General features: G+C 51.3%; 23 protein-coding genes. 11 read left to right on the forward strand and 12 right to left on the reverse strand.

Features of this window, described 5'->3' with window-relative positions:
- Positions 1–73: 73 nt before the first annotated feature.
- Together ribF and murJ are read right to left on the reverse strand one after the other, a co-directional pair.
- A complete protein-coding gene (gene ribF, locus ACXAFR_RS06715) occupies positions 74–1,027 on the reverse strand; it encodes a bifunctional riboflavin kinase/FAD synthetase (RefSeq protein WP_475174217.1) in 954 nt (317 codons plus the stop codon).
- 166 nt (positions 1,028–1,193) lie between these two features.
- Positions 1,194–2,708, reverse strand: a complete 1,515-nt coding sequence (gene murJ / locus ACXAFR_RS06720; RefSeq protein WP_475174223.1) for a murein biosynthesis integral membrane protein MurJ — start codon at positions 2,706–2,708, stop codon at positions 1,194–1,196.
- 1 nt (position 2,709) lies between these two features.
- Here murJ and ACXAFR_RS06725 point away from each other — a divergent pair, with 1 nt between their 5' ends.
- Positions 2,710–2,898, forward strand: coding sequence for a hypothetical protein (locus tag ACXAFR_RS06725; protein ID WP_475174226.1), 189 nt, complete (start codon positions 2,710–2,712; stop codon positions 2,896–2,898).
- Positions 2,899–2,933: 35 nt separating this feature from the next.
- Here the strand turns inward: ACXAFR_RS06725 and dinB are convergent, their stop codons facing one another.
- Positions 2,934–3,998, reverse strand: a complete 1,065-nt coding sequence (gene dinB / locus ACXAFR_RS06730) for a DNA polymerase IV (protein ID WP_475174228.1) — start codon at positions 3,996–3,998, stop codon at positions 2,934–2,936.
- A 225-nt stretch (positions 3,999–4,223) separates the two neighbouring features.
- On the opposite strand from dinB, the gene ACXAFR_RS06735 reads away from it, so the two are divergent.
- The gene (locus tag ACXAFR_RS06735) at positions 4,224–4,631 is read left to right on the forward strand and encodes a hypothetical protein (protein WP_475174234.1); all 408 of its coding nucleotides are present in this window, start codon (positions 4,224–4,226) and stop codon (positions 4,629–4,631) included.
- A 22-nt stretch (positions 4,632–4,653) separates the two neighbouring features.
- Here ACXAFR_RS06735 and ACXAFR_RS06740 read toward each other — a convergent pair whose 3' ends face one another.
- Positions 4,654–5,280, reverse strand: coding sequence for a hypothetical protein (locus tag ACXAFR_RS06740; RefSeq protein WP_475174240.1), 627 nt, complete (start codon positions 5,278–5,280; stop codon positions 4,654–4,656).
- A gap of 229 nt (positions 5,281–5,509) precedes the next feature.
- Between ACXAFR_RS06740 and ACXAFR_RS06745 the strand changes: the two genes are divergently transcribed.
- Complete coding sequence (locus tag ACXAFR_RS06745; protein WP_475174243.1) at positions 5,510–6,787, forward strand: TonB family protein; 1,278 nt, start codon at positions 5,510–5,512, stop codon at positions 6,785–6,787.
- 7 nt (positions 6,788–6,794) lie between these two features.
- Here the strand turns inward: ACXAFR_RS06745 and ACXAFR_RS06750 are convergent, their stop codons facing one another.
- Positions 6,795–7,139: a DUF1820 family protein gene (locus ACXAFR_RS06750; protein WP_475174246.1), complete on the reverse strand. Its 345-nt coding sequence runs from the start codon at positions 7,137–7,139 to the stop codon at positions 6,795–6,797.
- Positions 7,140–7,409: 270 nt separating this feature from the next.
- Between ACXAFR_RS06750 and miaB the strand changes: the two genes are divergently transcribed.
- The 5 genes from miaB (at position 7,410) to lnt (ending at position 12,962) form a co-directional block, all read left to right on the forward strand.
- Positions 7,410–8,750: a tRNA (N6-isopentenyl adenosine(37)-C2)-methylthiotransferase MiaB gene (gene miaB / locus ACXAFR_RS06755; protein ID WP_475174249.1), complete on the forward strand. Its 1,341-nt coding sequence runs from the start codon at positions 7,410–7,412 to the stop codon at positions 8,748–8,750.
- 103 nt (positions 8,751–8,853) lie between these two features.
- Complete coding sequence (locus ACXAFR_RS06760) at positions 8,854–9,897, forward strand: PhoH family protein (protein WP_475174255.1); 1,044 nt, start codon at positions 8,854–8,856, stop codon at positions 9,895–9,897.
- Between the two features lie 114 nt (positions 9,898–10,011).
- A complete protein-coding gene (gene ybeY, locus ACXAFR_RS06765; protein WP_475174258.1) occupies positions 10,012–10,470 on the forward strand; it encodes an rRNA maturation RNase YbeY in 459 nt (152 codons plus the stop codon).
- Positions 10,471–10,508: 38 nt separating this feature from the next.
- On the forward strand, positions 10,509–11,384 hold the full coding sequence (locus ACXAFR_RS06770; RefSeq protein ID WP_475174261.1) for an HlyC/CorC family transporter: 876 nt from the start codon (positions 10,509–10,511) through the stop codon (positions 11,382–11,384).
- Positions 11,385–11,429: 45 nt separating this feature from the next.
- Positions 11,430–12,962, forward strand: a complete 1,533-nt coding sequence (gene lnt, locus ACXAFR_RS06775; protein WP_475174263.1) for an apolipoprotein N-acyltransferase — start codon at positions 11,430–11,432, stop codon at positions 12,960–12,962.
- Here the strand turns inward: lnt and ACXAFR_RS06780 are convergent.
- Complete coding sequence (locus ACXAFR_RS06780; protein ID WP_475174265.1) at positions 12,951–13,379, reverse strand: hypothetical protein; 429 nt, start codon at positions 13,377–13,379, stop codon at positions 12,951–12,953. The two genes, lnt and ACXAFR_RS06780, sit on opposite strands and share 12 nt — an antisense overlap.
- Positions 13,380–13,652: 273 nt before the next feature.
- Entirely contained in the window at positions 13,653–14,615 is a 963-nt protein-coding gene (locus ACXAFR_RS06785; protein ID WP_475174268.1) for a hypothetical protein, read from the reverse strand.
- Positions 14,616–15,225: 610 nt separating this feature from the next.
- Here ACXAFR_RS06785 and leuS point away from each other — a divergent pair.
- From leuS to holA, 3 genes are read left to right on the forward strand one after another with little or no spacing between them, the layout of a single operon-like run.
- On the forward strand, positions 15,226–17,838 hold the full coding sequence (gene leuS, locus ACXAFR_RS06790) for a leucine--tRNA ligase (protein WP_475174271.1): 2,613 nt from the start codon (positions 15,226–15,228) through the stop codon (positions 17,836–17,838).
- An 8-nt stretch (positions 17,839–17,846) separates the two neighbouring features.
- Positions 17,847–18,395 carry an LPS-assembly lipoprotein LptE gene (locus ACXAFR_RS06795; RefSeq protein WP_475174276.1) on the forward strand — a complete coding sequence of 183 codons (549 nt, stop codon included), beginning with the start codon at positions 17,847–17,849 and terminating at the stop codon, positions 18,393–18,395.
- Complete coding sequence (holA, locus tag ACXAFR_RS06800) at positions 18,376–19,410, forward strand: DNA polymerase III subunit delta (protein ID WP_475174279.1); 1,035 nt, start codon at positions 18,376–18,378, stop codon at positions 19,408–19,410. The genes ACXAFR_RS06795 and holA overlap by 20 nt, the downstream gene beginning before the upstream one ends.
- 16 nt (positions 19,411–19,426) lie before the next feature.
- Here holA and ACXAFR_RS06805 read toward each other — a convergent pair whose 3' ends face one another.
- The 5 genes from ACXAFR_RS06805 to hemA all read right to left on the reverse strand — a co-directional run bounded on the left by ACXAFR_RS06805 (position 19,427) and on the right by hemA (position 26,138).
- Positions 19,427–21,652, reverse strand: a complete 2,226-nt coding sequence (locus ACXAFR_RS06805; RefSeq protein WP_475174283.1) for a putative bifunctional diguanylate cyclase/phosphodiesterase — start codon at positions 21,650–21,652, stop codon at positions 19,427–19,429.
- Between the two features lie 382 nt (positions 21,653–22,034).
- A complete protein-coding gene (locus tag ACXAFR_RS06810) occupies positions 22,035–22,781 on the reverse strand; it encodes a HesA/MoeB/ThiF family protein (protein WP_475175830.1) in 747 nt (248 codons plus the stop codon).
- A gap of 23 nt (positions 22,782–22,804) precedes the next feature.
- Positions 22,805–23,662 (reverse strand): peptide chain release factor N(5)-glutamine methyltransferase, encoded by an 858-nt coding sequence (gene prmC / locus ACXAFR_RS06815; protein ID WP_475174286.1) that lies wholly within the window; start codon positions 23,660–23,662, stop codon positions 22,805–22,807.
- Between the two features lies 1 nt (position 23,663).
- Positions 23,664–24,746 (reverse strand): peptide chain release factor 1, encoded by a 1,083-nt coding sequence (prfA, locus tag ACXAFR_RS06820; protein WP_475174288.1) that lies wholly within the window; start codon positions 24,744–24,746, stop codon positions 23,664–23,666.
- 117 nt (positions 24,747–24,863) lie between these two features.
- Positions 24,864–26,138 (reverse strand): glutamyl-tRNA reductase, encoded by a 1,275-nt coding sequence (hemA, locus tag ACXAFR_RS06825; protein WP_475174294.1) that lies wholly within the window; start codon positions 26,136–26,138, stop codon positions 24,864–24,866.
- Positions 26,139–26,326: the final 188 nt, after the last annotated feature.

Below are 26,326 nucleotides of genomic sequence, written 5' to 3' on the forward strand. Positions count from 1 at the left end.
TAGGTCCACGGCAAAGTGACAAAGGTAATATGCGGGCTCCGTCGGCCAGGAGCCCGATCTCGTATCAGAAGGTTTAACGCTCGCCAGTTTCGGCAAAGTAGTCCGCAGCCGAGATAACATCACGGCCAATCTGTTCGCGCAACTTATCCAGGGAATCGAATTTGCGTTCATCACGTATGCGGTGAACGAATTCCACCTCCATACGTTCGCCGTAGATCTCATCGGCAAAGGGATAATCCAGCAAATGGACCTCCAAAATGGGGCGCACTTTTTCCGCCAAGGTCGGCCTCACCCCTACATTGGCCACGCCATGCAGAGAAGTTGCTCCCGCGACGTCCGCTCGCACGGCATAGACCCCCGTCAGAGGTGAGCGAAAACGATGCAAATTAACGTTCGCGGTGGGAATTTGCCACTGTCGCCCAAGCTTTTTACCGTGCATGATACGACCAGATATGCTGTAGGGCTTACCCAGTAATCTCTCAGCCAAGGCAAAATCTGCTGCCTGCAACGCTTCCCGTATTCGCGTACTGCTAATCCTCTCACCTTCAACCACGAGAGTAGCTGTATCGGTGACACTAAACTGGTGAGACGCGCCAGACGCGACCAAAAAGTCAAAATCCCCTGCTCGATCGCGGCCAAATCGAAAGTCGTCGCCGATCACGAGCTCTCGTACAGACAGAGTATCCACCAGCACGTCTTGCACAAATTCCGCAGGAGTTAACTGACACAGGGCCTCGTCAAATTGCAGACAGCAAATAACATCGATACCCGTCGCGAGTAAAGCAAGCACCTTTTCACGAAACGTCATCAGACGAGCTGGCGCCTGCTCGCTGGAAAAATACTCTCGAGGATGAGGCTCAAACACAACAGCAACAGCTGTCAGGTTCTTTCCGTGTGCGTCAGCCACCACCTGCTGCAATATCGCCTGATGCCCCAAATGTACGCCATCATAGGCGCCGATGGTCACCACACTGCCCGCCGCCAAAGCCTCGACCGCGTCCTGTTTCCCGATAAAATGCTTATGCACTGGTGATTATATCCGCCCGAATAGGGTTCGGGACCTCTCAACAATTTACTTAAATAAAGTGCTTGTGGACGCCGCAATTTTAAAAGAGCAGTATCCCAGCAGTAAAAACGCAAAGTATACCCCACTCAGCAGGGTGGCGTAATCTTCGCCGAATCCGGACAGGAGATCAGATTCTCAGATGTCGTGGACGCAAACCAAAGGTCAACAAAGCCAGCACGTAGGCACCACCGCCCGCACAACAGGTGAGCGCCAAATAGGCGCAGCGTTGATACCAAGCCCAATCACCCCAACCATCGAAAATCATCATCAAACCAACCAGGACGACCACTAAGACCATGTTGGCGCACACCAGCTGCCCCAGGAAGCTCGCCCAGCTGACTTCGGGCTTGCTTGCTACCCTCCAGACATCTGCCTTGGCGAGACCATGCGCCAGCAAACCCGCATTCAACATGGCAGAAAGAGATGTTGCCAACGCCAATCCGACGTGACCCACTTGCCAATAATGATGAAGAGGCAGCACACAAATGACATTGAGTACCATGTTGCTCGCCATAGCGATGATGCCAACCTTGACCGGCGTGCGCATGTCCTGACGGGCATAGAACGCCGGCGCTAACACTTTGATTAACATAAACGCGATCAGTCCCAGCGCATAGGCCTGTAAACTGAGGCTCGACATCCGAATGTCTGCCAGTGTTGTTTCCCCATACTGAAACAACGTCATAAGAATGGGCGACGCCATCAGTATCAGCGCCACGGCTGCGGGTACAGCAATGAGCAAGACCATTCGCAGCGCCCAGGTTAATGTGCCAGCAAACTGCTCAGCCGACGCACCGGCGTGCTGGCGAGACAGGCGCGGCAAAATAACTGTCGCAATAGCAATCGCAAAAACCCCTAATGGCAATTCGGACAGCCGATCGGAATAATAGAGCCAGGACACACTGCCCGTGGGAAGAAATGACGCCAGAATCGTATCGAGGAGAAGGTTAATCTGGCTAACCGATACGCCAAAGATGGCGGGCCCCATCAGAGCCAAAATGCGCTTGACGCCCGGGTCGCGCCAGGCTGGTCTGGGCCGAGGCAATAACTGTAGTCGAGCTAAAAACGGCAACTGAAAAACAAACTGGACGACACCCGCCACCAGCACCCCCCAAGCCAGAGCCATCACCGGAGGATCAAACCAAGGAGCCGCCCCCACAGCCGCCGCAATCAATACGACATTCAACAAGACGGGCGTAAACGCCGGAATGGCAAATCGGTCGTAGCTGTTGAGAATTGCACCTGCAAGCCCGGTCATCGAAATCAATAGCAAATACGGGAAGGTGATTTTGATCATGTCGCTGGTGAGATCAAAACGGACATCGTCACCGTGAAAGCCCGGTGCAAACAGAAACGTCAGCAGAGGCGCCCCGAGAATGGCCAACCCCGTCAACAGCATCAATGTCAGCCCGAGACACCCGGAAACGTGGTCGATAAGTTGCCGTACTGCGGCGTGGCTACCTTTCTCCCGGTATTCCGACAACACAGGTACAAACGCCTGGGAAAACGCCCCTTCGGCAAATAAGCGTCGCAAAAAGTTTGGAATTTTAAAGGCGACAAAAAAAGCGTCAGCGCCTGCCGCTGCACCTATGAAACGGGCAAATACAATATCTCTGGCCAATCCCAGAACACGGGAGCACATCGTGAGCGCTCCCACGACGGCACTGGATCGCAGCAACCCCACTTCGGCTTTTTCACTTGTGGTCACGGACGGCGGGGGCGGGTTTTCGGGAGAAGCCTCGGAAGACATAGGATATGGGCGGCCATGCACAGAAAATCAGGTGCGGGAGTGTACTGAAGCCCGTGCTGGAGAACAATTTAAACCCGGATAAATGGGTATTAATTTGCCAGAACCCTTTTACAAACCCTAGAACAGCGACAACTGCTCACCCTCACCATCGGACTGACTGTCCCGAAATCGAACACCGATGCCGAGCAAGCGGATTCCCTGCTGGTAGCGCTCGATGGCTTCAACCAACAGATCACGAAACTGTTGCACGTTCGGGCCTGCAAAAGATCGCTCGAGCGTCGTAGTCGCAAAATTGGAAAATTTCACTTTAACAAACGCCGCAGCAATACGATGCTCATCACCACTGCTGGCAAGACGAATCTGAAAGCGCGCAAAGAGATCCGGCAATTGCGCCTCACACGCTGCCGCGCCGTGCAAATCCTCCGGATAAGTCCGCTCCACGCTCAAAGATTTACGAATGCGATCCGTTTTTACGGGGCGGTCGTCAATACCACGAGCCATTTGAAACAACCGCAAGCCAAAGCGGCCGTGGCGCTCGACCAATTCAGATTGACTGAAGCGTCGTAAATCTCCACAGGTACGAATGCCAGACTTGTGCAGCCGCTCGGCAGTCACTTTGCCAACACCATGAATCTTCGCGACCGGCAAGGCTTCGACAAAGGACTCAAGATTTGCAGGCGATACTACCGTCAAACCATCTGGCTTATCCCAATCACTGGCGACCTTGGCAATGAATTTATTGGAGGCAACGCCGACGGATACGGTAATGCCGAGCTCCGCCAGCACCCGCTGACGAATCTCCTGAGCAATACGCGTCGCACTGCCGTTACAGCGGCGACACATCGAGACGTCCAAATAAGCTTCATCAAGTGATAAAGGCTCGATAAGATCGGTGTAGTCAGAAAATATCTGCCGCATCCCCAGGGAGACCTCTCGATAACGCTCCATTCGGCCGGGAAGAATCAAGAGTTCTGGGCACAAGCGCCTCGCGTATGCCGAAGCCATTGCAGATTTGACGCCAAACCGCCGAGCTTCGTAATTAGCCGTAGAAATCACACCTCTGCGATCACTGCTCCCACCCACGGCAATCGGAATGCCCCGAAGCGACGGGTCGTCCAGAGTTTCCACGGCCGCATAAAAACAATCTGCATCGACATGAAGAATTTTTCGTACTGGATTCATAAACCAGTCCATTTTGCGTCGCGAACTTCGACCAGCCCGTAGCCGGAAGGAATGTGCAGAGAGCCGGACAACAGCCTATGGGTGGAATCAGATAAAATGCTCAACGCCGCCTACTGGAATTCCTCGAGCATCGACCCCATCTTTTTATCCACGCGCTCTTTACACCAACGACACAACTGTATATTAATACAGCTATTTATGCAATATAAGCAAACAGGCTAGACCATGAGCATAGAAAATTGGCATCCACCGGCAAATCTCTCTGAGACACCTTTCGACATCGATCACGACGTCCTCACACAATTTGTTCGCGTTGTTCGAAATGGCGGCTTGGCAGACCTTCGCAAACAACTTCCGGAACATTACCAGAAGACACAATACCCCTTGATGAAACTGCCTATGCAGAAGTGGATTGAGGCCGTTGAAGGGCTTTCAAATGAGGAGATCTTGGACCTTGTCCGCTTTTTTACGATTGCCGAAGAGGTTTTGGACAATTGGCAAGCGGGGGCAGACTCTCCCGTGATAGGTCTGGTTAAGGCGCTTCGCAAACGAAAATCCCCACCAGATAAAGAGCTGCTTCTATGGATAAAAGCCAACTCCAGTAACCGCTTCATCCCCAACGGCGCCTTATAAATGCCAGACTCAGGCTAACGGTCTAGGGTCTGTTGACCTTGATTTCGAAGGTTGGCTTCTTCTGCCCTGGCGCCAGGCTACACACACCCAGGTACTGAAGCGGATTCCCCAACATGTCTTCCGCCGAAAATGGTATTTTCAATGTCAGTGCGCCAGAATCTTCAAGAACTGGCCTGGCGCGGTCATCCTCCGGACGGATAGCGTTGATCAACATTGCTGTCTCGGTCTTAAATAGTGACTGACACTCACTCATCAGTCGCGCACTAACCACCGCTCTTTGCGCGGCATCAAAGCCATTGTTGGCGTTAGTCTGCACAGCGGGGTATGTAAATGCCTGAGTCGTTTGATCAAATAAAATACTGTAAGTGGAGCCTTCCGTATTGCGGCAAACAAACTTAAAAATCGCCTGTTCTTCAGAAATAGCTTTCTGCATCGTGCCACGCATCACCTTCACACAACCATCCTGCGATTCGAGCTTCTCTGCCGCCTGCTTCAAGTCACCAATAAAGCTCTGATACTTAGCTGGCAACCAAAGCGCTGAGTCTTCAACACCGTGCACGTCCACCGCCGGCATTAAAGAAAGGGATATCAGCAAGCACTGGATGAATGGCGCAAAAATATGGCGCAATTGAACATTTTTGAAAATCATGCCTTTACAGATGTTTACTTTGCAATAATAATTTCTCGCGCCAGGACGCCTGGATGTCCCGGCTCCGATGTGCGTCGTGACACTTCTTCAAGCATAGCTAACCTTTATGGCTCAGGGTACTAAGGGCTGAAATGTTAAGAGTTGTGAATAGGCTCACAGGCCCGCGCCACTTATTCAACTAGGCTGTAATGGTCTGCAAATCATACGATAGCGAAAACGGACATCTGCTATGAAACATGCTGTTGCTTTTCTACTTTTCCCGTTGTTGGTTATCTGCTCGACGACTTCCCGTGCAGATTCGTTCCTCAACGGCATTGCAGTACATCAGGAATTTAACAACGACCTTTTCCTTGCGGCCTATTCCAGTAATTCCCTCTCGCAAAATGCAAACACTCAGCTGAATAGTGCGAAAGAACGCAAAATGACGCTGCATATTGCGGCAAAGCGCCTATCTGCTCGTAAACTGAATGCTTTGTGGATTGAAGGGCTCGCGATTAACAACTCTGAAGAACATTTAACCGAGAGCGCTGACGCTATTGGAAAACTCAGCCAAATGATCACACGATCACTGAAAGCCGGAGACCAATTGGTATTGGCAGAAGTCGCTGAAAGCACCATCGTCCGATTAAATGGTGTGACCTTGGGGACATTAAAATCGCCTGAACTTTTCCCTATGCTACTGAGAACCTGGATTGGGGAAGTGCCTCTCTCAACCGGATTCCGTGAAGCAATTTTACAGCAAGGCCGCATCGAGCCAGAGGTAAAAGCAAGATTTGACAGCTTGCAACCGACCGCAGAGCGCAAGCAAACCATCGCCAAGTGGTTGGCTCCGGCGCCTAAACCAGCACCGAAGCCCGCTCCAAAGGCCGTTCCAGCCCCACCCGATGAACCGGTAAAACAAATTGCCAAAGCCGCCGCACCTACAACTACGGCGAATCAAAGCCCGCCTCAACCAGCCCCAGCGCCTACAGAACCTAAAACAGAGCCCCAGACCGCTCAAACTGACAGCAGAAGCCAGACAGACGCTTCGGAAACCATCTATCTGACCAGCTCGGCTGAACTGGTTCGGAGCGAAGCCAAAACGCCTGCAGAAGCCGAGCCTGGAAATACAGAAGAAGCTCTGGAGTTATTGGTAGCAGAAGAGGAATTATTGGAAGAGCACGAGGATTTGATCGAAGAGATTGAAATTCCCAATGTGGAATCCCTGGTCAGCCGACAGCGTTATTTTACCAACCTACTACGCCACCTCTATCAGAACATTCACTACCCAAAGAGCGCCATTCGCAAAGGCATTGAAGGCAGCATCATGTTCGCTTTAGTGCTCGACAGGGAAGGTAAGATCGTAAGTGTCTCCGAAGTGGAAACATCCAGATACAACGTATTGAACAAAGCTGCGATGCGTGCGCTGAAAGACTCTGAGCCCTATCCTCCCATCCCTCAAGCGCTATCAGGACAGGAGTTTGTCTTTTCGGTACCGATCAACTTCAAGTTGACCGGGGGCGAGTGATCACCCCTTAATCGCGACCAGGCCCTGTTGGAGGCTTGGCGCCACCGGGAAAAGGAATCGGTGTCACCTTCTCCCCGCCTTTCACCTCAGTGATCTTGACCACCCCTTCTTTTTCAACCTCATCAATGCGGATAATTGCATGCATGGGTATGTAGGACCTGGCGACTTTGCTGAACTCATTTTTCAATCGCTCTTCACCCGGATCAACGATGACCTGAGTACGCTCACCAAACAGAAACTCTTCGACCTCAATAAAGCCGTACATATCACTTTGGTAGATCGCACGAGCGTAGAGCTCATACACCTGGTTCTGATTGTAGAAAATGACTTTATAAATTGGCTTCTCAGACATCGTTCGTAAGGAATTCTCAAATAAGCGGTTATCCGCTGATTACGGCGAAATGGTAGCTTTGCATCACGGGGGTCGAAGACTAGCACAAGTAGTGGCTAACCTGTACGTAAACTTACTCCTAAGATACTTGACCGAATCTTTAGGCATGCTGGGCGCCCGCGAGGGCTTTTTCAATTTGATCGACGATCTGCAGAGTATGTGTTGAAAAGGATCTGCGCAGGGCTATAATTCAGCGCCCCAATTTCGACTAATTTTTATCCAGGCTGCGCCATGACTGATCGGCAACTGAAAAAGCTGTTTATACAGACCTACGGCTGTCAAATGAACGAGTACGATTCCGATCGCATGCGCGACTTGCTGGGTGAATCCCACCAAGTTGTGGCCACGGATAATCCCGAAGATGCCGACATTTTATTGGTAAATACCTGCTCAATTCGTGAAAAAGCCCAAGAAAAGCTGTTTCATCAATTGGGTCGCTGGAAAAAGCTAAAACAAAAGAACCCGGATCTCATCATTGGTGTTGGGGGTTGTGTGGCGAGCCAGGAAGGTGACGCCATCGCCGACAGGGCGCCGTTTGTTGACCTGATATTCGGCCCGCAGACTCTACACCGCCTCCCGGAAATGATTGAAACCCCAAAAGGCAATGGTGCGGTTGTTGTCGACATCAGCTTTCCTGAAATTGAAAAATTTGACCACCTGCCTGCCCCCCAGGCCGACGGCGTCAGTGCGTTCGTCTCTATCATGGAAGGCTGCTCCAAGTACTGTACCTTCTGTGTAGTCCCCTACACCCGCGGCGAAGAAGTCTCTCGCCCCCCAGAAGCCGTACTGGAAGAAATTGTCAGCTTGGCCGAACAAGGCGTACGGGAAATTAATCTACTGGGGCAAAATGTGAATGCCTATCGGGCCACCAGCCGCAGCGGCAGCTTGATGGATCTCGCCGATCTCATTACCTGCGTCGCGGAAATTGACGGTATTGATCGCATCCGTTTCACCACCTCCCATCCTGTGGAGTTTTCTGACAATCTGATTGCCGTCTATGAGGATGTTCCTGAGCTGGTCAGCCACCTTCATCTCCCCGTACAAAGTGGTTCAGATCGCATTCTCGCAGCGATGAAGCGTGGGCATACGATCTTAGAATACAAATCAAAACTGCGTCGCTTGCGGAAAATTCGGCCCGACATCAGCTTTTCCTCAGATTTTATCATCGGCTTCCCCGGAGAATCTGACGCGGACTTCCAGGCGACCATGAAACTGATAAGGGACATGGAATTCGATACCTCCTTCAGCTTTATCTACAGCCCGCGCCCTGGCACACCTGCTGCCAGCCTTCCAGACAGCACCCCGATGGATGTCAAAAAAGAACGCCTGAAAGAGTTGCAACACACCATTAACCAGCAGGCGCAGCAAATTTCACGTCAGATGGTTGGCAGCGAACAGCGGATACTGGTCAGCGGTTTTTCGAAGAAAGATCCGGGTCAACTCAGCGGACGCACGGAAAACAATCGCGTGGTCAATTTCCGCCACGAAGACACATCGCTGATCGGCCAATTTGCTACGGTCAAAATCGAAGAAGCGCTGCCGAACTCCCTTCGCGGCACGTTCATAATTTAAAGATATAAAGAAAGAGAATTTAAGAATCGATTATCTGAAAAACAGGCTTTTCAGCTCAGGCCGTAATAGAGTAGTCTAACCTTGTTTTACCATAGGCGGATTTTTGATCAATTTGGATACGACCACCACTCCCGACAAACTGTTCAGTCAACAGCTCACTCTAGAGCCAAACGACACCCGTAGACTCGCGTCACTCTGCGGTAAGTTTGATGAAAACCTGCGCCAGATCGAGCGGCGCCTGAATATTGAGATTCGCAATCGCGGAAATCAATTTGCGCTGCTTGGTGACTCTGCAACTGTCGCTACTGCCGGAGATCTTTTGAAAGACCTCTACCAGACCACTGCCAATGGTGCAGAACTGAGCCCCGACGAAGTACATTTAGCGTTACAGCAATCGAGCCGAGAGTCGCTGCAAACCTCTAACCAATCAGCGGGCCAAAAGAACGCCAAGGACGAGTACGGCGGCATCACTTTAATCCGCACCAAAAAGTGCACGGTTAAGCCCAGAGGTCAGCATCAAAAAGACTATGTCCGCGCCATTCAAACAAATGACATTAATTTTGGCATTGGTCCGGCGGGAACAGGCAAGACTTACCTGGCTGTCGCCTGTGCGGTAGAAGCCTTTCTAAAAGATGAAGTGGAGCGCATTCTGCTGGTGCGTCCCGCGGTTGAAGCCGGTGAAAAGCTCGGCTTTTTGCCCGGAGATCTTGCCCAGAAGGTCGACCCCTATCTCCGCCCGCTTTATGATGCACTTTATGAAATGCTTGGCTTTGAGACAGTCGGAAAACTGATCGAGCGCAGCGTTATCGAAGTCGCCCCCCTCGCATATATGCGCGGACGGACACTGAATAACTCCTTTGTCATTCTCGACGAAAGTCAGAATACGACACGAGAACAGATGAAAATGTTTTTGACCCGCATCGGATTTGGCTCAACGGCAGTCATTACTGGCGACCCATCTCAAATCGATCTGCCACGGGGACAGGCTTCGGGACTGAGGCATATCATCGACGTGCTCAAAGACATCAACGGGATCAGCTTCACCCATTTCGACGCTAAAGATGTGGTTCGCCACCCACTTGTACAGCGAATCGTCGAAGCGTATGAAAAGGCGGAAGCCGCCACGAATACTGATGACGCCTCCTAAGCTGGCAAACGACTCCATGAACGTCACGAAAAGAAACGATCACAGCGCCGCTGCCCTGTCGCGTCAACATCAGGGCCGACTGCGGTCAGCGACATTTTTTCGAGCACCGCTGCCGTGAAGCTGACTGTGGACATTCAGAATGCAGCGGACGATTGCTGGGTGCCCTCGGAACAAGCCATGACAGCCTGGATTGAACAGGCACTGGTAGATCATCGCGATCATGCTGAGATATCACTACGCCTGGTAGCTCCTGCAGAAAGCCAGGATTTAAATCAGCGTTACCGAGATAAAAACAAGCCCACCAACGTCCTTTCTTTTTGTGCGGATATTCCAGAAGAACTCAACATTCCTTTTCTTGGAGACCTGGTTGTCTGTGCAGATCAGGTCAACCGTGAAGCCCTTGAACAGAATAAAAGTCGCGACGCGCACTGGGCCCACATTTTAGTACACGGCACCTTGCATCTGTTGGGCTACGACCATATTGAGGATAGCGACGCAGAAATCATGGAGTCACTGGAATCGCAGATTGTCACAAGTCTGGGATACCCTCCCCCTTACGAACTTATCGCCTGAATTAACGATAACCACCACTACAGGAGTTATAACACATCATGTCAGAGGACCCGTCGAGTAGTCCCTCCGCCTCCAACCGAACGAGTGAAAAAAACTCGGATAAAAGCTGGCTGGAGAAACTACTTAACACCTTTTCTACGGAGCCAAAATCGCGCCTCGAGCTGCTCGACATCATCAAATACGCCGCCGACAGCGGCGTTATTGAAACCGAAGAGCTAGAGATTATTCAGGGCGCACTGGATGTGGCCGACATGCAAGTGCGGGAAATACAGATTCCCCGCTCCCAGATGGTGGTGATCCGCATCGACGAATCTCCGGACAGCTTTTTGCCCAAAATCATTGAGTCAGCACACTCGCGATTCCCCGTCGTCGGCGAATCGACAGAGGATGTTCGCGGCATATTATTGGCGAAAGACTTACTCCCACTGATTTTACAAGGTTGCGAGAACTTTGAACTCAAAGACATCATTCGCCCCGCCCAAGTCATTCCTGAGAGCAAGCGTCTGAACGTTTTACTTCGGGAGTTTCGAGAAAATCGCTACCACATGGCGATGGTGATCGATGAATATGGTGGCATCTCCGGCTTGGTAACCATCGAAGACATCCTCGAAGAAATTGTCGGTGAAATCGAAGATGAAACTGACGACGAAGAGCAAGACGCGTTTATCCGCAAAGTGTCCGATACAGACTACATCGTTAAAGCTTTGACGCCAATTGAAGAATTTAATGAGTTCTTTGAAGCCAACTTCAGTGAAGATGAATCGGTTACGATCGGCGGCATATTAATGCGAAGTTTTGGCCATTTGCCCCAGCGCAACGAAGCTACCGAAATTGACGGATACCAATTCAAGGTCCTCTATTCAGACAATCGCCAAATTCATTTGGTCAGACTTACGCCGCCGGCAGGGCAATAACCCGCCGGCGCCACACTCCCTGTAAAACCGCCAGAAAGATTTCCCTTGAGCCTCACGACATACCCCAAACACCACTACCGCAACTGGCTGGTGGTCATCCTGGCGGGCGCAATGCTGCCACTAAGTCTTGCACCACTCGACTGGTGGCCGCTGGCCATTCTCAGCCCCCTACTGTTAATTTGGCTGACCGCGGGCAAAACCTATCGACGACAGCGTAATTACACCTTTTGTTATGGATTAGGTTATTTCGGCGTTGGGGCCAGCTGGGTCTTCGTCAGCATTCACGATTACAGTAATACCCCCCTGGCGATGGCCGTTATCTTTACTGCCTTGTTCATCGTCTTGCTTGCCGCCATATTTACTCTCCCCTTCATGTTGCTGCGTTTCATCCGTCAGCCCTTTGGGACATCCGGTTATGTGCTGTTGTTTGCCAGCCTCTGGGTGCTTGGAGAGTGGCTGCGCAGCTGGTTATTCACAGGGTTTCCCTGGTTATACGTAGGCTACAGCCAAATCATATCTCCCTTACAAGGATGGGCTCCTATTGGCGGTGTCTTTCTCATCAGCTTTTGGGTTTTACTGAGCGCCGGCGGTTTACTGGTTCTATTTACACCAGTACAGTGGGCTAAAAAGCTGCTGTGGAGCCTATTATTGGTTAGTATCTGGGGAAGCGGTTATCACCTGAAGGGGCAGAATTGGACGCAAGACGAAGGTAAATCTCTGACCGTCGCCTTGGTACAGCCCAATATTCCCCAAGAAAAGAAATGGCAACCGGACTTTCTGATGCCCACACTGGAGAGGCTCAACCGGCTGAGCGAACCCGGCTGGAAAGCAGACTGGATGGTATGGCCGGAAGCCGCAATACCACTGCTCTATCGAGAGGCAGAGCCTTACTTGGCAAGCCTGCGACAACAAGCCCTGGAAAGTAATACCGCTTTTCTGACGGGCATTCTTTACGACGATCCAATCCAAGGAAAATACTATAACAGCGTCATCGGGCTGGGAGTGGCATCTGGAGTCTATCGAAAAACGCGACTTGTGCCTTTTGGCGAGTATGTTCCGCTAGCGTCGGTTTTCGCCAACCTCTTCGATTTTTTCCAATTGCCGATGTCGATCATTTCACCCGGCTCGACCGATCAGCATGGCATACAGATTGGCTCGCACCTACTCGGCACAGCAATCTGTTACGAAATCGTCTATCCGGACCTTGTGGCTCGATTGGCATCGCAAAGCTCTGTTCTGCTCACGGTCAGCAACGACGGCTGGTTTGGCCATTCTTGGGGTCCCTTACAACACCTACAGATGGCACAAATGAGGGCTCTTGAGACTGGACGCTATGTGATTCGGGCAACCAACAATGGTGTCAGTGCAATTATTTCCCCCAAGGGCGAAATCACCGCTCGCACAGACCAATTCGTTGAAGCCTTTCTTTTAGGTGAGTTTGAGCCGAAGCAAGGCGCTACCCCGTTTATGGTCGTCGGTAGCGCCCCCGTACTTGGTATCAGCTCGATTCTTGTGTTGCTGATTCTGATTCTGGGAAGAACCGGCAAAAACAAGAAGAATATGGCGTCAGGCGAGTAGCGACTCGCCGAATTCCGGCTTATTACTCTGTCGCGTCATTAAAGAAACCGGACGCCCCATTTCCAATGCAGGTTCAAGTAACGTCCGGCGGGAGGACTCACTGACCTTATAGCTTTGCATGTGCATTGGAGACTTGCCAACCCAACGAAACCGCCAGCGCAGCCAGTCTGGGTTTCCCCCAGGACTCAACTGAAAAAAGTCAATTGTCGAGGGATCGACATTGAGGCGCTCAACGACCTGGTGCGCAATCGACTCGGCATTTTTGCCGAGCTGACGCGGCGGGCTATCCGGCGCTTCAATTAAGATGACGGAATACCGGCAGTTGTGAAATAAACAACCCACCTGCAAGGTGATAAGACGCCCAAGCCGATTTTTCAGGCGAATAATTTCTGCGGGAAAATGTAATGATATGGACATAACAGTGATATCAGACCAGGTTTATACGAATTTATTATCTACGACCTTAATGAAAATTTTTTTACTCTTTGAAAATGCTTCGCAAGCATAGCCTCAGAGTCAGGTCGCGCCTTGTTCCAGCTCAATGCCGAACGCCGATTTTGTCAGATTCTCCAATATTTTTCAGGGTGTAAAATTCATCTGGCGCGGTTAAAAACTGATTGGCACCAAATACAGCCAACTAAGTATAGACACGAAATCAGGATTTCGCCGCCACACCGCCAATGACCTCTGTCATCGACTTGACAGCCAAGATTCCATGTCGGTTTCCATAGCGGATTCAAGGAGGTAGATTCCTCCGTCAACCGCTTCAAAAAAAGCCTCTATTATCTCGCTGCCCAACGTAAACAAATTACGTGCATCCGCCTGCTCACAATCACCGTGAAGGATGTCTCGAGTTATAGAATTCAAAAAAAACGCCAACTTCAGCTCGTAATTCTTGAGTTCTGTCAGTGAACGCCACTGACTTTTCACCGCCGGATCAACAACATCAATCTGACGTAATAATGTGCGATTTGCATCCTCCACACACTGTATCCAGAAGCGCAGTTTTTTGTCGTGCTCCTCATCACACTTGCCTATGACCGCAGCGTGAGTCGACAAACCACGAATCTTCGCCAGGTGCTCAACCAAACGAGGCAGCTCTTTGCTGACCAACTGAATAACCCACTCTGAGAGGAGGTCTGGCTGAGGAGAGGACGTCTCTGTTTCCGGCAGCTCGCAAGTGACAGCAAACGGTTCCGACAAGCGCTGAACCAAGTCGGCATTTAGCTGTATCATCTGATCGATGAGAAAAGAGTGATACTCGAAATTTTCGAGAACGGAATCGCCTTCCCAATCGTGACAAACCGTATTCCAGCTATGTTGCAAGTTGTCCTGCAAGTGCTGCGGCACCAGCTGGTCAAAATTTTCGCAGCAATGGTTCAGCACCCAAATACGACGATTAACCTGGGACTGGATCAAGTTAACGTCTTCCATAAACAGTCCACTTCCCGCTAAGTGAGCAAGGCTGACCCCACGATGACGCTGAACCGCACTAATCAACCGATTCAATAGCCGCACAATAACGACCATCGAGTGGCGCTCACGGTAAGTCTCTGTAACAGCGGATAACTCTTTCATACGGTCTGGCTGGTTTGCGGGGCGGGGGCGGATGTCCAGCCCGTTTAAAGTAATCTTTGGTATACCCTGGCTCACCTTACGGCGCTCCCTTAACAGTTCAATGTGACAGTCTGGACGAAGGAATGGGCATTATCTAAGCCGCAACAATTTGCTCCAAACACGTCAATTCTCGACGGCTACGACTGAGCGCTTCCCGAGCAGTACACTTGGCCGACAGAGCAAAAATCGTTCTAACGAAGGAACTCACTAGATCTGATCACAGGTCTTGAGCAAAGTTCGTTCCACCAAAACATAGGCAATATCCGGCATAGCAAGGAGATATTCCTGCACCATCACACAGCATTCAATGTAAATTCTGCACTCCGAAATAACATTTATGGAAAGCCTATCGCGTAACCACACGGAATCTATTCGCTAAATAAGATTTACTCGCAAATCGGCAGTGCAAAACTACTGTTTAAAATCACAAGTCTGCTCCGAGATAAGGCATTCAATGGGAGGCTTTTTGGACCCACCGAATCACCAAAAGCCATATTCAGCCGTCATCGCAGAATAAAAGTCAGGAAAAACAAAGGTTAGACTCCCTGCCACATCGATTTATGTCGGCACCCCGCCTATAATGTCGCCGCTTACAATCAGCCACACACCCATCCAACCGTTTCGAAAACAGCCAGCCAGAGAACCAATGGAATCACAATACAACCCGTCCCAGATTGAACCGCAGATCCAGGATGAGTGGGATCAGCAAAACGCTTTTGCCGCCACAGAATCCGCCGATAAAGAAAAATTCTACTGCCTGGCCATGTTTCCCTACCCGAGCGGTAAATTGCACATGGGACACGTCCGCAACTACACGATTACCGACGTTATCGCCAGGCATCAACGTATGCTTGGAAAATCTGTGCTGCATCCAATGGGTTGGGATGCGTTTGGGTTGCCGGCAGAAAATGCCGCTATCCAAAACAAGACGGCACCCGCCAAGTGGACTCTGGAAAATATCGACTACATGAAGTCACAGCTTAAGCGCCTGGGCTTTGGCTTTGACTGGCAGCGTGAACTGGCCACCTGCCAACCGGATTACTATCGCTGGGAGCAGTGGTTTTTTACTCGACTCTACGAAAAAGGCCTCGTGTACAAAAAGATGGCCACCGTCAACTGGGACCCGGTCGACCAGACTGTACTGGCGAATGAGCAGGTCATTGATGGGCGCGGCTGGCGCTCTGGCGCCAAAGTTGAGCGCAAAGAAATTCCCCAGTGGTTTATCAAAATTACGGACTACGCCGAAGAGCTGCTGGACTCACTGGATCAACTGCCCGATTGGCCAGAGCAGGTTAAAACCATGCAGCGCAACTGGATTGGCCGCTCTCAAGGAGTCAATCTGCAGTTTGATCTTGCTGCGCCGCAAGCCGGACTTTCCTCATTAGAGGTTTACACCACACGACCCGATACGCTATTCGGTGTCACCTATATCAGCGTAGCCCCTGAACATCCCATTACGCAGGCGCTGGCGGATAACAATCCGAAACTGGCCGACTTTGTTGCAGAATGCAAACGCCAGTCGGTCGCTGAAGCCGATATGGCAACGATGGAAAAGCTCGGCATGGACACCGGGCTGACGGCCATTCACCCACTTACCGGCGCCACGGTGCCTGTCTGGGTCGCGAACTATGTCTTGATGGACTACGGTTCCGGGGCTGTCATGGCAGTTCCTGCACATGACGAACGCGACTTCGCCTTCGCCAATAAATATCAACTGCCCATCCACCAGGTTATCCGCAGTACAGATGACAGTGACGCGGACTTCGATGCCACAGTTTGGCAGGACTGGTATGGCCGCAAAACGGATATTGAGCTGATAGACTCCGAAGATTATTCCGGGTTGAGCTTTGATCAGGCATTTACACAGATCGCCGCAAAACTGTCTGAAATCGGCAAGGGTGAAGTGCGTACGAATTTCCGCCTCCGGGATTGGGGGGTCTCACGTCAACGTTACTGGGGTACGCCTATTCCTATGCTGAATCTGCCCGATGGTGGAGAAATTCCAGTACCTGCCGACAGGCTGCCTGTTCTTCTGCCGGAAGTTGAGCAGATGGAAGGCGTCGGCTCGCCCTTGAAAACGGATCCTGAATGGCGACGCGCGGAGTGGCACGGCGCAGGCACAGAGCACGAAACAGATACCTTCGACACATTTATGGAGTCGTCTTGGTACTACGCTCGTTACACCTGTCCTGATTTTGCTGAAGGGATGCTGGATGCGGACCGAGCCAACTACTGGCTGCCCGTCGATCAGTATGTGGGGGGAATTGAACACGCAATTCTGCACCTGTTGTACGCCCGCTTCTTTCATAAGCTCATGCGTGATGAAGGACTGGTCAGCAGCGACGAGCCCTTCAAGCGCTTGCTCTGCCAGGGCATGGTACTGGCAGAATCTTTCTTCCGCGCCAACGAAGATGGTAGTAAGACCTGGTACAGTCCCGCAGATGTCGAGCTGACACGAGACAGCAAGGGACAGATCACCGGAGCAACCCATCCCGACGCCGGGGAACTGGAATTCGGCGGCGTCACAAAAATGTCGAAGTCGAAAAACAACGGCATTGATCCGCAAACCATTATCGATCAATACGGCGCTGATACCGTGCGACTCTTTACCATGTTCGCTGCACCACCGGAACAAACGCTCGAATGGAGTGAATCCGGCGTTGAAGGTGCCAGCCGGTTTCTACGCAGACTCTGGAAGGCTGCAAATGCACATCTTGCGGCGGGAACCCCTTCTCAGCTCGCCCCTGATTCACTGTCCAGTGAGCAAAAGGACCTACGACGCAAGACACACGAAACCATTGCTAAAGTCAGCGATGATTATGGTCGACGCCAAACCTTTAACACCGCAATCGCCGCCGTCATGGAACTCTTCAACGATGTCAGCAAGCTGGCGGATCGTTCAACACCAGAACACCTGGCCGTAGAGCGCGAAGCGCTAGAAACGATCGTCTTGTTGCTCAGCCCGGTGGTCCCCCATATCTGTACATCTCTCTGGCAGGCTCTGGGTCACGGCGACAACGTCGTCGATGCGAGTTGGCCAAGTGTCGACGACGCAGCTCTGGAAAAATCCTCGCTACAGTACCCAGTGCAGGTCAATGGAAAGATTCGTGCGCAGATTGAAGTACCTGCTGATGCGAGCCAGGACGATATCCTTGCTACAGCAAAAGCTGACCCCAATGTACAAAAATTCTTGGATGGCAAAGAGATTAAAATGTGCAAGGTCATTCCCGGCCGACTGGTCACCTTTGCCGTTAAATAGGTAGCGACATGATGTTGAGAACTTTGTTAGTAGCCCTGCTGTGCTTACAGGTAGGAGCTTGCGGATGGCACTTGCGCGGCATGGGAACCACACCCCTGGATGTTGGTAACATCTACCTCTTCTCCAATGACCGTTACAGTGATTTTTACATGGAGTTTCGCCAGGTATTGGAACAGAGCCAAAGCGACTTGGTGGACACAGCGTCTGCCGCTGACTATCAGGTTATGCTCCTATCAGAAAATCAGTCCCGGCGCGTCGCCTCTGTAAGCTCTGACGCTTTAGCCAGCGAGTACGAGCTAACCCTTGAAGTGAAATATCAAATCAGTGACGGAGAAGGCAAGCTGTTAATTCCTGCCACCAGTGCAGAGGTCGTGAGAACCTATCAATATGATCGCAATGCTCTGGCGTCTCAGGGGCAGGAGCAGACGCTCATCTTGCGTGAGATGCGCAAAGCAGCAGCGGATCAAATTCTCCGGCAATTGCGCTTCTTGAGCACGAACATGTCTGCGGATGAAAACGCAGCGATAAGTGAAGACAATGGCGAAGCTACCCCCTGAGCGACTGCTGAGCACGCTTAACCGGAAGCTCGACACCATCTATCTTCTTTACGGTGACGAGCCTCTGCTACTCCAGGAGGCTGCCGATGCCATCCGTGCGGAGGCTCGCAAAAAAGGCTTTGATAGCCGTGAAGTGTTTCACGCTGAAGCTGGGTTCGACTGGGGACAGCTCTATGAAGCCGCATCCAGTTTGTCTTTGTTTACTGAACGTAAGCTGTTGGAATTACGGATGGATTCAGGCAAGCCTGGCGATGCAGGAAGCAAAGCCATTGTCGAATATTGCCAGTCCCCGTCACCGGATAACTTACTCTTAATCACAGCCGGCAAACTGGGCAAAGACAGCCAGCGAGGCAAATGGTACAAAACCCTCGAGGAGCACGCGACCGTTGTACAATATCGCGCGCTCACCCCTCAGCAAATTCCAGCCTGGATTGAACAACGCTTGCTCGGCTACGAAATGACCATCGACCGTGAGGCTTTAATGCTGCTGACCGAGCGCGTTGAAAATAATCTGCTGGCGGCTAGCCAAGAAGTCGAGAAACTACAGCTCTTTTACCGTGGCCAGGAGATTACCCGGGATATCGTTCTCGAAAGCGTTGCCGACAGCTCCAGACACAATGTTTTTTTACTGACCGACCGGCTGCTTAGCGGCGACACCCTGTCTGCCATTAAAACGCTTCAAGGTCTGCGACTGGAAGGCTTGGAACCCACGTTAATTGTCTGGGCTCTGAGCCGAGAGTTGCGCCAATTGGCCACTCTCCAATCGGCTCTAGAGCAGGGCGCCCCCTGGCGGCGGCTGGCACAGGAACACCGGCTTTGGAAAAGCCGTGAAATGCTGGTGCAAAAAGCGTTAAAAAGGCTTCCTCTGTCTCAGTTACAAGAGCTGCTACATCAACTTGCTGATATCGACCGCATGACCAAAGGCCTGATTCCGGGCAATATCTGGGATGAACTGAGCGACCTTATTTTGGCCGGGTGCGGGACTCATGTAAGCAACCGTATGAACCACGGCTAATTGACATTAACCGACCTCAATGACTGACATTGGTAATCGGCATTTTCGCCTTGGGATTCTCTTGCAATCGCTCTAACAAGCGATCTTCCGGCAACGGCATTGAATACAAATATCCCTGGGCGATATCGCAACCCCGCTCGCGCAACCAAAGCGCTTGCTCTTCCAACTCCACACCTTCAGCTATGACCTGCAAAGACATGTTGTGGGCCAGGCTGATAATCGATTTGGCGATGGCAGCATCGTTATCATCAGTGGTGATATCTTTAATAAAACCGCGATCAATTTTTAATTTATGAATCGGAAACTGCTTTAAATACGCCAATGAAGAGTAGCCAGTGCCAAAATCATCAATGGCCAGCGAAACACCCATCTCGCTAATTTCTCCCATCATTTTGCTGGCTCTGCCAGCATCTTCCATGGCAGTAGACTCTGTAATTTCCAACTCCAAATGGGCTGCGGGAAACTCAGTTTCTCGCAAAATTTCTGCGAGTGTTTTGGTGAAATCTGTTTTGCGAAATTGTCGTGGCGACAAATTCACCGCCACTTTTCGGCAATAGAGCCCGGCATCCAACCAGCGCTTTACATCGCGGCAGGCGCGCCGCAAAACCCATTCGCCCAGCGCGATGATTAAGCCGGACTCTTCTGCCAGTGGTACAAAATGTGCGGGCGAGATAATGCCAGATTCAGGATGTTTCCAGCGTACCAAGGCTTCCATGCCGACCATTTCGCCCTGAATAAGATCAAATTGAGGCTGATAGTGCAGTGTCAACTGGTCGGTTTCTATGGCTTTCCGCAAATCGTTTTCCAACATAAGAAAACGCGCGGCACTGGAATTCATACCATCGGTATAGAATTTATAATTGTTTTTGCCGCTCTCTTTCGCTTTATACATTGCCACTTCGGCATTTTTCAGCAGCTCATCGGCAACCGCACCGTCGTCGGGACAGAGGCTAATGCCAATGCTTACAGACGTTGATATTTCGTGGTTCTGTATGGTGACGGGATGAGAGATACTACTGAGAATTTTTAAAGCGACCTTACTGATGTCGTCACTGGTGTTGAGGTCATCCAGCACAACGACGAATTCATCCCCTCCCAGTCGCGCAACAGTATCCGTTTCACGGACAGCATCCTGCAATCGTCGCGCGATCGCCTTGAGCAGCAAATCGCCAGCATCATGGCTGAGGCTATCATTTATTTTTTTAAATCGATCCAGATCCAACACCATTAAACCAACACAGCTACCACTTCGCTTGGCGCGACTCAAACTGTGTTCAATTCGATCGTAGAACAGCGCCCGGTTGGGTAGCCCTGTCAGCGAATCGTGAAAGGCGAGATAATTCAGCCGGGAATCTTTCTCTTTGATGACGCTTTCTACGCGCTTGCTTTCTGTAATGTCGAAGCATAGAGAGCAAACCCTGAAGAGATCACCGCTGTGATCGCGCAAAGGAATTTTAACTATTCTATAACTGTGAGGCGTACCATCACTGTGCTGCATATCCAGCTCACAATGAGTAATCTCATCGGCTTCCAACGCGGCGAGATCAGCATCCCACAAATGCTTGGAAATCTTTAATGGAAAGAGGTCGAAAACCGACTTTCCGAGATATTCTCCACCCGACTCGTGTAGCAACTGCTGACAATAACCATGACTGGCAAGCACCAGATTTCCCTCCAGATCTTTAAAGGAAATCAAGGCTGAGGAGTGTTTGAGGATGGTATCAAGGTACAAGGCGCTGGTCAGCAATCCCGCATTCCCCGCAAGCCCGGAGTTGGAATTGAAGCGAGAGAACAAAATACCGGATAACGTCCAGAGAGGTAAAAGCTCGTCGACCAGAGCCTGGCATCGATCCGTATCGGCAACGACTTCACAATACCACATCAACTCAACCGGCAGCCCGATGGGTTGAATCAGGGCGTGCTTTATCTCACCTTCCGATGATTTAGCGCCGATCGGCAATACCAGCCCCTCTGGCTGGCGAAACAAACTCGCGATAACATCCACAGGTAGCTGAGGACAATCAAACAGAGGGCGAGATACGGTAGTAAACCCCTGGCGAGATGCGTCGAAAACAACTTGGCAATCTGATTCACTGTCCCGCCGAGTTAATAACACCACCCGGGCAATACCACCCCAGCTCAGAAACAAGTCAGCCAGCACCCGATGTACTGGGTGAATATTCTGGTCTAAATCAGACTCTGAGACGTTTTCCGAATCAGCACCTAAGAGCTCGAATTTCATAAAGTCACGACTTCACTTCATATTCCCGGTATCTGCTGTCCTGGCTACGGGGGCACAACTTTTCTGTCGATGGCTGCACCGCTGGCGGTATCTCCTCGTTCACCAGAATCTTGGCCACACCTGATTTACCGTCTATTTCAAAGGTCTCAGCAACCTGAAACTGCCCAGGAGTTACATCGGCAGATCAACCACTGAGACGGCACAAAATCAGAAGCCTGACTTTAAAGATAGCACCTCTAATAGAGAATGCTTGGCGCAGAGTTGGGCAAACCGGTATATAACCGATCGCTATCAGTAAATTAGGGTTAAGGAAAAGGCGCGCGTTACACCACGAGAGATATGAGGAATGGTTTTACCTAGCTAGCCAAGGCGGATAGAGAGTTCAGGCGCCACCACAGGCAGGGCAATGGGGGTTTTTGGGTAATTTCAATTCCGTCCAGGATGTCGTCAAGCCATCAAACAAAAGCAACTTGCCAACGGCTGGCTCACCGGCACCACTGAGCAGTTTTAACGTTTCCATGGCCTGCATCGAGCCAATCACCCCCACCAACGGAGAAAATACACCGCTTTCGGAACAGCTGAGCGCTCGATCATCGAGCGCCGGATACAGACATTGATAACAGGGGCTGTCTTCACGACGGGAATCAAACACTGACATCTGCCCCTCAAACCGAATCGCCGCCGCTGATACCAAAGGCGTTTGGGTTTCCAAGCAGGCCGTATTGATCGCGCAGCGGGTGGCAAAATTATCCGTGCAATCTACGACCACATCGGCTTCCTCAACAGCCTGACGCAAAGCGTCTCCCTGCAAACGATAGGTAATGAGCTGTAACTGAACCGTGGAATTTAACTCCGACAATAAACCCGCCGCCGAAGCGACTTTATCAGTGCCGAGCCTGGACTCGCGATGCACAATCTGTCGCTGCAGATTGGTCAACTCCACTTTATCATCATCAACCAGCGTCAACCGCCCCACTCCTGCAGCTGCCAAATACATAGCAACAGGACTGCCTAAGCCGCCTAATCCGATGAGAAGCACGTGACCGGCGATGATACGAGCTTGTCCGTCCGCATCCACCGCATTCAATAATATGTGACGACTGTACCGCAGCAGTTCAGTATCGTTCAGGTTAGGAAACTCACCACCGCTCATCACGCGTCTCTTTTACTTATTGGTAATTGCCCGCAGGTCACTCGTTCCTGTCCCGCCAAATCATTCAATGATTGGACAGAGGCAAATCCCAAGTCCTGAAGGAGATTCCTTACTCTCGGCCCTTGTTGGTAACCGTGTTCCATCATCAGCCAGCCATTAGGGGTTAAACGTGTTAATGCGTCTTCCGCAATCGCGTTTAAATCACTGAATCCCGATTCTCCAGCGACCAGGGCAGTGATTGGCTCATAGGGCAGATCTCCACACGTCAAATGAGGGTCATCACAATCAATATAAGGAGGGTTGGCAACAATCAATTCAAACGTCCCAGATCCAACACCCACAAACCAGGATCCCACGTCAAATGACACGCCCGGAAACCCCAGTTCCTGACCGTTGGAGCGCGCCACTTCAACAGCAGCACGGGACTGATCGATTCCGGTGATTTTCCACTCAGGTCGCTCGCTTGCCAACGCCAGAGCAATGGCACCACTACCCGTTCCCCAATCCAACACCCTTATGGGATCGTCAGCCGGATAAAATGTCAAAGCAGCCTCGACGAGTGTCTCAGTGTCTGCTCTGGGAATTAATACGGCGTCGGTGACCATGAATTCCAGCCCCCAAAACTCGCGCTTGCCCGTCAGATAGGCAACTGGCTCACCCTGTTTACGACGATCTATCAAGGCGAGATAGCGGCTCGCATCATCGTGATTGAGACACTTATCCGGCCAGGTATAGAGATAGGCGCGGTCTCTTTGAAGCACATCGGACAGAAGTACTTCGGCGTCCAGGCGAGGTGTATCGCCCGGCAGAGATGCCGCCAGCTTGAGAGCGTCCGCGATGGTCAAAGCCTCCGCCATGTTATTCCGCCAAGGCTGCCAGCTGATCCGCTTGATGTTCGTTAATCAGGGGTTGAATCACTTCATCGAGGCTACCCGCCATAATTTCATTGAGTTTGTACAAGGTAAGATTGATTCGATGATCGGTAACTCGTCCCTGGGGAAAGTTGTAGGTGCGAATGCGTTCGGAACGATCACCACTGCCCACCAAGTTGCGACGCTCGTCCGCCACTTCTTTTGCCGCTGACTCCTCGCGCACATTTTTCAAGCGCGCCGCCAACAATGACATGGCTCGGGCTCGGTTCTTGTGCTGTGAACGCTCGTCCTGACACTCAACAACAATGCCTGTAGGCAGGTGTGTGATTCGAATTGCAGAGTCGGTTTTATTGACGTGCTGTCCACCCGCTCCCGACGCTCGGAACGTATCCACCCGCAGGTCGGCCTTGTTGATCTCTACCTCTTCCACTTCATCCGCTTCTGGCATTACAGCGACAGTACACGCCGACGTGTGGATTCGGCCCTGGGATTCCGTTTCTGGTACCCGCTGCACGCGATGGGCTCCAGACTCAAATTTCAAACTTGAATAGACACCTTGACCGACGACACGCGTGATTATTTCTTTATAGCCACCGTGTTCACCTTCGCTCTCGCTGAGAATTTCGATCTTCCAGCGGCGGGACTCCGCATAACGGGAATACATTCGAAAGAGATCACCGGAAAAAATAGCCGCTTCGTCCCCGCCAGTACCTGCACGGATTTCCAGAAAGACGTTTTTGTCATCATTTGGGTCTTTGGGCAGAAGCAACTTTTGCAACTCTGTTTCCAGATTATCCAGCTGCTCTTCACCGTCGCGAATTTCCTCTTGCGCCATCGAACGCATGTCTGGGTCAGCATCTTGCAGCAGCAGGCGCGCCTCTTCCAGATTTTCACCCACTTGCCGAAAATCATTGAAGCAATTTACCACTGGCTCAAGCTCAGCGTACTCTTTAGAAAGCTCCCGAAAACGGTTTTGATCACTGATGATGTCTGCATCACTCAGCAAAGCAGAGACTTCCTGATATCTGTCCTGCAGGTTATCCAGTTTTTGAAGAATTGAGTCTTTCATAATTTACTCGAGAGTCACCACCGCCAGCGCGATCAACTCTATCTGATAGGTACTTAGGGTTATCGTTCGAAGGTTACGCTGACCATGGACACACAGGCTGACGCAACCAGCGCCTGTCTATATATCCTTACGGTGTCCGGTCAAGTCGAATAGCTGATGAGTTAGATCGATGAGCTGACTGTCACCCTTGGCGCCAGCCTTTTTCAGCTGGGTAGTCGGGCTATGTAACAGTTTATTGGTCAATCCACGGGCTAATTGCGAAACCACCAACTGAGGATCAGCCCCACTTTGGAGGGCTCGAAGCGCTTTATCCAATTCTTGATCACGAATGTCTTCCGCCTTACGGCGATAGGCTTTGATGGTCGCCACCGACTCCAGGGCACGCAGGTCACTGGCAAATTCGCTCACGCCAGCTGCAACGATCGCACGCGCCTTTTCGGCAGCATCTTCGCGAGCGCGACGGTTTTCGTCAATCACTTCACGCAAATCATCCACACTGTACAAATAGACGTCATCCAAGGAACCTACTTCTGGCTCGATATCTCTCGGAACCGCGATATCTACCATGAACATAGGGCGATGTCGGCGCTTTTTCAAAGCCGATTCAACGGCCCCCTTGCCCAGCAACGGCAATTGACTGGCAGTTGATGAAATTACAATATCAGCCCGATGCAAATGAGCCGGAATATCGGCAAGCAGTAGCGGCTCGGCGCCATATCGATCTGCCAGTTCACTGGCCCTCTCAAGGGTGCGATTCGCCACCAATAGTTTACCAACCCCCTGCTGACTTAAATGCTGAGCCACCAGGTCAATGGTGTCACCAGCGCCAATCAACAGCGCCGTGTCTTGCTTAAGATCGGAAAAAATCTGTTGCGCCAGACTGACAGCCGCGTAGGCAACCGATACCGGGTTCTCGCCGATTGCTGTCTCGGTACGAACACGCTTGGCAATAGCGAAGACCTTGTGAAAGGCTCCGTGTAAACAACGCCCAACAGTCCCTGCCTCATTGGCAACCGCATAGGCGGATTTCACTTGCCCGAAAATCTGTGGTTCACCGAGAATCAATGAGTCGAGTCCACTAGCAACGGTCATAATATGAGCAACGGCTTCATTGCCCTCATGCACATAGCTGCAGTCAGCCAGAACGCCATGCTGCAAGTTGTGGTAGGTTTCCATCCACTGCTGCAGCGCTTCCTGTCCGGAATCCGGGACGCTGATCTCCAAGTAGACTTCGGTGCGATTGCAAGTCGACAAGAGCACAGACTCACTAACCGTGGGAATTCCGCTCAATTGCAATAAGGCATCGGGTATTTGCTCCGGCGCAAAGGCGACCCTCTCGCGAACATCGAGGGGTGCTGTTTTGTGATTTATGCCGTAGACAACGAAAGGCATGAAGCGAAAATACCGGAGTTGCAGTGTGTCGTTCGCCCGGATTTCCAGGGGCAGAGTCCCGACGATAACGTCCCATTATCGCAGAAACCACTGTCAAAAGGAGCAATATTACCGACTGCCACCCTACCTGAGACTATTCGAGCTGTTATACTCGCTATATAAAGCGAAGCATTTAATGACTCATTATA

Source organism: Pseudomaricurvus sp. ABR4_320 (assembly GCF_056159445.1).

Excerpts from the sequence above, each read along its gene's own strand:
- leuS (WP_475174271.1), top strand. The coding sequence starts at position 15,226 with ATGGAATCACAATACAACCCGTCCCAGATTGAACCGCAGATCCAGGAT.
- prfA (WP_475174288.1), bottom strand. The coding sequence starts at position 24,746 with ATGAAAGACTCAATTCTTCAAAAACTGGATAACCTGCAGGACAGATAT.
- holA (WP_475174279.1), top strand. The coding sequence starts at position 18,376 with ATGGCGAAGCTACCCCCTGAGCGACTGCTGAGCACGCTTAACCGGAAG.
- ACXAFR_RS06745 (WP_475174243.1), top strand. The coding sequence starts at position 5,510 with ATGAAACATGCTGTTGCTTTTCTACTTTTCCCGTTGTTGGTTATCTGC.
- murJ (WP_475174223.1), bottom strand. The coding sequence starts at position 2,708 with ATGTGCTCCCGTGTTCTGGGATTGGCCAGAGATATTGTATTTGCCCGT.
- ACXAFR_RS06795 (WP_475174276.1), top strand. The coding sequence starts at position 17,847 with ATGATGTTGAGAACTTTGTTAGTAGCCCTGCTGTGCTTACAGGTAGGA.
- ACXAFR_RS06740 (WP_475174240.1), bottom strand. The coding sequence starts at position 5,280 with ATGATTTTCAAAAATGTTCAATTGCGCCATATTTTTGCGCCATTCATC.
- prmC (WP_475174286.1), bottom strand. The coding sequence starts at position 23,662 with ATGGCGGAGGCTTTGACCATCGCGGACGCTCTCAAGCTGGCGGCATCT.
- miaB (WP_475174249.1), top strand. The coding sequence starts at position 7,410 with ATGACTGATCGGCAACTGAAAAAGCTGTTTATACAGACCTACGGCTGT.
- ACXAFR_RS06750 (WP_475174246.1), bottom strand. The coding sequence starts at position 7,139 with ATGTCTGAGAAGCCAATTTATAAAGTCATTTTCTACAATCAGAACCAG.
- ACXAFR_RS06735 (WP_475174234.1), top strand. The coding sequence starts at position 4,224 with ATGAGCATAGAAAATTGGCATCCACCGGCAAATCTCTCTGAGACACCT.
- ACXAFR_RS06805 (WP_475174283.1), bottom strand. The coding sequence starts at position 21,652 with ATGAAATTCGAGCTCTTAGGTGCTGATTCGGAAAACGTCTCAGAGTCT.
- ACXAFR_RS06770 (WP_475174261.1), top strand. The coding sequence starts at position 10,509 with ATGTCAGAGGACCCGTCGAGTAGTCCCTCCGCCTCCAACCGAACGAGT.
- ACXAFR_RS06780 (WP_475174265.1), bottom strand. The coding sequence starts at position 13,379 with ATGTCCATATCATTACATTTTCCCGCAGAAATTATTCGCCTGAAAAAT.
- hemA (WP_475174294.1), bottom strand. The coding sequence starts at position 26,138 with ATGCCTTTCGTTGTCTACGGCATAAATCACAAAACAGCACCCCTCGAT.
- dinB (WP_475174228.1), bottom strand. The coding sequence starts at position 3,998 with ATGAATCCAGTACGAAAAATTCTTCATGTCGATGCAGATTGTTTTTAT.